The sequence below is a fragment of the Mesorhizobium sp. M2A.F.Ca.ET.039.01.1.1 genome (assembly GCF_003998035.1).
In the GTDB taxonomy this organism is placed as follows: Bacteria; Pseudomonadota; Alphaproteobacteria; order Rhizobiales; family Rhizobiaceae; genus Mesorhizobium.
Genome location: NZ_RZRY01000624.1, coordinates 1 through 3,733, shown reverse-complemented (window position 1 = coordinate 3,733; position 3,733 = coordinate 1). Strand labels below are relative to the sequence as shown.

The following is a 3,733-nucleotide window of genomic DNA, read 5'->3' as shown; positions in this document are numbered from 1 at the left end:
GCTCCGCCTCGATCCGCATCTCGAAGCTTGCGCGCCGCATCGGCGTGGCCGGCGAGACCATCCGCCGAGATCTCATCGAGCTCGGCGAAGCGGGATTGCTCAACCGCACCTATGGCGGCGCCACCATTTCGCTGGCGACGTCTGAGCCGGTGATCGCCGAACGCGGCCTCACGCTGGTCGAGGAGCGGGCTCGCCTCGGGCGTGGTGCGGCCGGACTGGTCGAGAAGGGCTCCATCGTGATGATTGATGGCGGATCGACCACCTACGAGGTGGCGCGCAGCCTCTCGCAGCACGGCCGGGACCTGACGATCATCACCAACTCCATCGGCGTCGCCTCGGTGGCCGGCGCCAATCCCGGCTTCCGGGTCATCCTTTGCCCAGGCACCTATGACAGCCGCGAAGCCGCGGTGCTTGGCGAGGACACGGTCGAATTCGTGCGGCGCTACAATGCCGACGTCGCCATCATCGGCGCCTCGGCGCTGAATGCCGAGGGGCCGAGCGACATGATCTCGGGCGCGGCGGCGGTGAAGCGGGCGATGATGAGGCGGTCATTGTCGACGATGCTGGTCGTCACCAACGACAAGTTCGGCCGCAGCGGCCTGGAGCGCGTCTGCGCGCTGAGCGAGATCTCGGACATCGTCACCGACAGCGAGCCGTCAGCGGAACTGCGCGCCGCGATCGACGAAGCAGGCGGCGAACTGCACGTCTTTGCCGAAGGTTAGGGCTGTACCGGCTAGTTGCTTTGTTGTTGCGCAATTCCGGACGGAAAACCGCTGCGCACTTTTCCTGGAATTGCTTCAGGCGTCGCGGTTGGTCAATGCGATGTGGCAGCAGCCGGAGCCGTGGCCCGGCGTCCAGGTGACATTGGCGAAACGCACGCCGGTCGCCTCGAACAGGCCGCGGTCGAAGGCGCCGGCGATGCGGCAGAGCGTGGCGAGTTTCTCTTCGCCGACGCCGGCCTCGACCCAGGCGTCCTTCAGCGGGCAGCGCTTGACCTTGAAAGCGATGTGGCCAGGCCCGCTCTCGATGTCGGTCGGATACATGCGCCCACCATCCGGACTGACGGCGAGGAACGCCTCGCCGATCGCCGGCGCGTCGTTTGGACCGAAGCCGGCGAAGGCCGCCGCCGCGACTTCCCGGCCGCGCTTCTCGATGCTGCGGATCATCACCGCCTCGGCCTGCTCGGCGCCGAGCTCGGCGGTCAGTTCGTCGAGGAAGAGGCGGTAGAGGTCGGCGCGGTTGCGGAAGGCGGAATCGAGCTCGCGCGACAGTTTCTCGGCTCTGGCTGCTTCGGGATCGGTCATCGTGCGTCCTGATCTTGTTGTTTGACCATGATCTTGTCCGCAAATCGGTTGCCACTTTGCGGGATCATGGCCGGTTCCTGTTCAATCTCGGTGCCGCCTCGACAAGGGCCTTGCCGACCGGCGATTGCGGGTCGGCGATGACGGCGCGGGCATCGCCGCTCTCGGCGATCCGGCCGGCATCGAGAATGATGACGCGATGCGCCACGGCGCGGATGACGCCGAGGTCATGCGAAATGGACAGATAGGCGATCCGTTCCTGCCTTTGCAGGTCGAGCAGCAATTCCAGGATCTGTCCTCGCACCGAGACGTCGAGGGCAGAGACGGCCTCGTCGAGCACGATCAGCGACGGCCGTGTGGCGATGGCGCGGGCGATCGCGACGCGCTGTCGCTGGCCGCCGGAAATCTCGTGGATGGCGCGCGCGGCGAGGCCGGTATCGAGGCCGACGCGCTCCAAAAGCGCTGCGATGCGGCGCGGGCGCTGGGCATGCGGGGCGATGTTGTGGATGCGCAACGGATCGTCCAGCACGCGCGCCACGGTGGCGCGGGGATTGAAGGCGGCGAGCGGATCCTGGAACACCATCTGCAGGCGTGCACGGCGGGCGCGCAAAGCGGCGCCCGACAGAGCGAGGAAGTCGCTTCCCTCAAATTCGATGCGGCCGGTATCGGGCTCGATCAGCCGCAGCACCAGCCGTGCGATGGTGGATTTGCCGCTGCCGGACGGGCCGGCAAGCGCCAGCGTCTCCGCCGGGCCGACTTCGAACGACACCTCGTCGACTGCCGCGAAAGGCTTGCGGCCGCGATGGTAGCGCTTGGTGAGATTGGAGACGGCAAGCAGGCTCATGCCGAGATGCCCTGTCGGTCAAGCAGAGGCTCGGCGTCGAGGCCAAGATGAGCGTCGAGCAGGGCGCGCGTATAGGCATGCTGCGGCGCGTTGACGATTTGACTGGTCTCGCCGAGCTCGACCAGTTCGCCATGGCGCAGCACCGCGATGCGATTGGCGAGCGAGGCGGCGAGCGCGATGTCGTGACTGACGAAGATGAGCGTCATGCCGTCCTCGGCGACAAGCCGACGGATCAGGGCGACGATCTCGGCCTGGACGATGGTGTCGAGCGCGCTGGTCGCTTCGTCGGCGATCAGGAGTTTCGGTCCGGCGGCGATTGCCGCGGCGATGGCCACGCGCTGCTTCTGCCCGCCGGAGAGCTGGTGCGGGTAGGCGTGGAGAGTGGCGTCGGGATTGGGGAGGCGGACGCGTTCGAGAAGGGTTTTGGCCTTGGCGATGGCTTCGCGCCAAGTGAGGTGGAGATGGGTGCGGGCGACCTCGGCGATCTGCTTGCCGATTGGCATGACCGGGTCGAGACTGGAGGAGGGGTCCTGGAAGACGAAGCCGATGTCGCGGCCGAGGCGAGGGTGGCTTGTGGCAAGTGCGGACGGTTGGCGATCCTTCGCCCCCCTCTCTGTCCTGCCGGACATCTCCCCCTCAACGGGGGAGATTAGGTCGTGATCTCCGCCTTCGCCAATTTTCAAGGTCGCAAGATGAGAGCCGGCGACGGAGCTGCCAATCTCCCCCCTTGAGGGGGAGATGGCCGGCAGGCCAGAGAGGGGGGCCTTGGCGCCAACGCTAGCCGGCAGGAACCAGTCCATGCGCCCGCCAACACTGGCACCCCTCGCCAACAACCCCGCAATCGCCAGTGCCAGTGTGCTCTTGCCCGAGCCGCTTTCACCGATGATCGCCAGGCGCTCTCTAGCCTCCACATCCAGGCTCACACCTTTTAGCGCCGGCACCTCTATGCCGTCGCGCCGATAGGCAACTCTCAGATCGCGAATGGAAAGCAACGCCGTCACGACAGGCTCCTGCGCACCGCGGTGCTTTCCACCACGCCTTCGCCGGCGAGGTAGACGCCGAGCACCGTCAGCACGAGCGCGACGCCCGGAACGATCGACAGGAACGGCGCGGTGCGCAGCACGGTGCGCCCCTCGGCGATCATGCCGCCCCAAGTGACGCGGTTGGGGTCGCCGAGGCCGAGGAAGGAAAGCGCAGCCTCGGTGAGGATCGCAGCCGCGACGATCACCGAGGATAGCGCCAGCACCGGCGGCAACGCATTGGGCAGCACCTCGCGAAAGGCGATCTCCAGCGGGTGCATGCCGATGACGCGGGCGCCGGCGACGTAGTCGCGTTCACGGATCGACAGCACTTCCGCGCGGGCGACGCGCGCGGGTCCGGTCCAGGCGCTGAGCGCGATCGCCGCGACGACCACGCCCAGCGAAGGCCCGACGATGCTTACGAAGGCCAGCGCCAGCAGGAAGCTTGGCACGGTCTGGAAGGCGTCGGTGATGCGCATCAGCGCTTCGTCGACAAGGCCGCCGGCAAAGCCGGCCAAGGTGCCGACCGTCGCGCCGATCAGCAGCGCCGCGGCCGCGGCCGCCAAGCC

General features: G+C 67.4%; 5 protein-coding genes. 1 reads left to right on the top strand and 4 read right to left on the bottom strand.

The window, feature by feature from the left end:
- Nucleotides 1-722 (top strand): DeoR/GlpR family DNA-binding transcription regulator (locus EOA24_RS30635; protein WP_133374687.1); only part of this gene is annotated, 722 nt, incomplete at its 5' end.
- A gap of 75 nt (nt 723-797) precedes the next feature.
- Here the strand turns inward: EOA24_RS30635 and EOA24_RS30630 are convergent.
- The 4 genes from EOA24_RS30630 to EOA24_RS30615 form a co-directional block, all read right to left on the bottom strand.
- A complete protein-coding gene (locus tag EOA24_RS30630; protein WP_126081117.1) occupies nt 798-1,304 on the bottom strand; it encodes an L-2-amino-thiazoline-4-carboxylic acid hydrolase in 507 nt (168 codons plus the stop codon).
- Nucleotides 1,305-1,368: 64 nt separating this feature from the next.
- Nucleotides 1,369-2,145: an ATP-binding cassette domain-containing protein gene (locus EOA24_RS30625; RefSeq protein WP_127410419.1), complete on the bottom strand. Its 777-nt coding sequence runs from the start codon at nt 2,143-2,145 to the stop codon at nt 1,369-1,371.
- A complete protein-coding gene (locus tag EOA24_RS30620; protein ID WP_189343065.1) occupies nt 2,142-3,146 on the bottom strand; it encodes an ABC transporter ATP-binding protein in 1,005 nt (334 codons plus the stop codon). The genes EOA24_RS30625 and EOA24_RS30620 overlap by 4 nt, the downstream gene beginning before the upstream one ends.
- On the bottom strand, nt 3,143-3,733 hold a 591-nt coding region (locus EOA24_RS30615), incomplete at its 5' end, for an ABC transporter permease (RefSeq protein ID WP_133374686.1). The genes EOA24_RS30620 and EOA24_RS30615, both read right to left, overlap by 4 nt.

Coding starts and splice junctions, on each gene's coding strand:
- EOA24_RS30630 (WP_126081117.1), bottom strand. CDS start 1,304: ATGACCGATCCCGAAGCAGCCAGAGCCGAGAAACTGTCGCGCGAGCTC.
- EOA24_RS30625 (WP_127410419.1), bottom strand. CDS start 2,145: ATGAGCCTGCTTGCCGTCTCCAATCTCACCAAGCGCTACCATCGCGGC.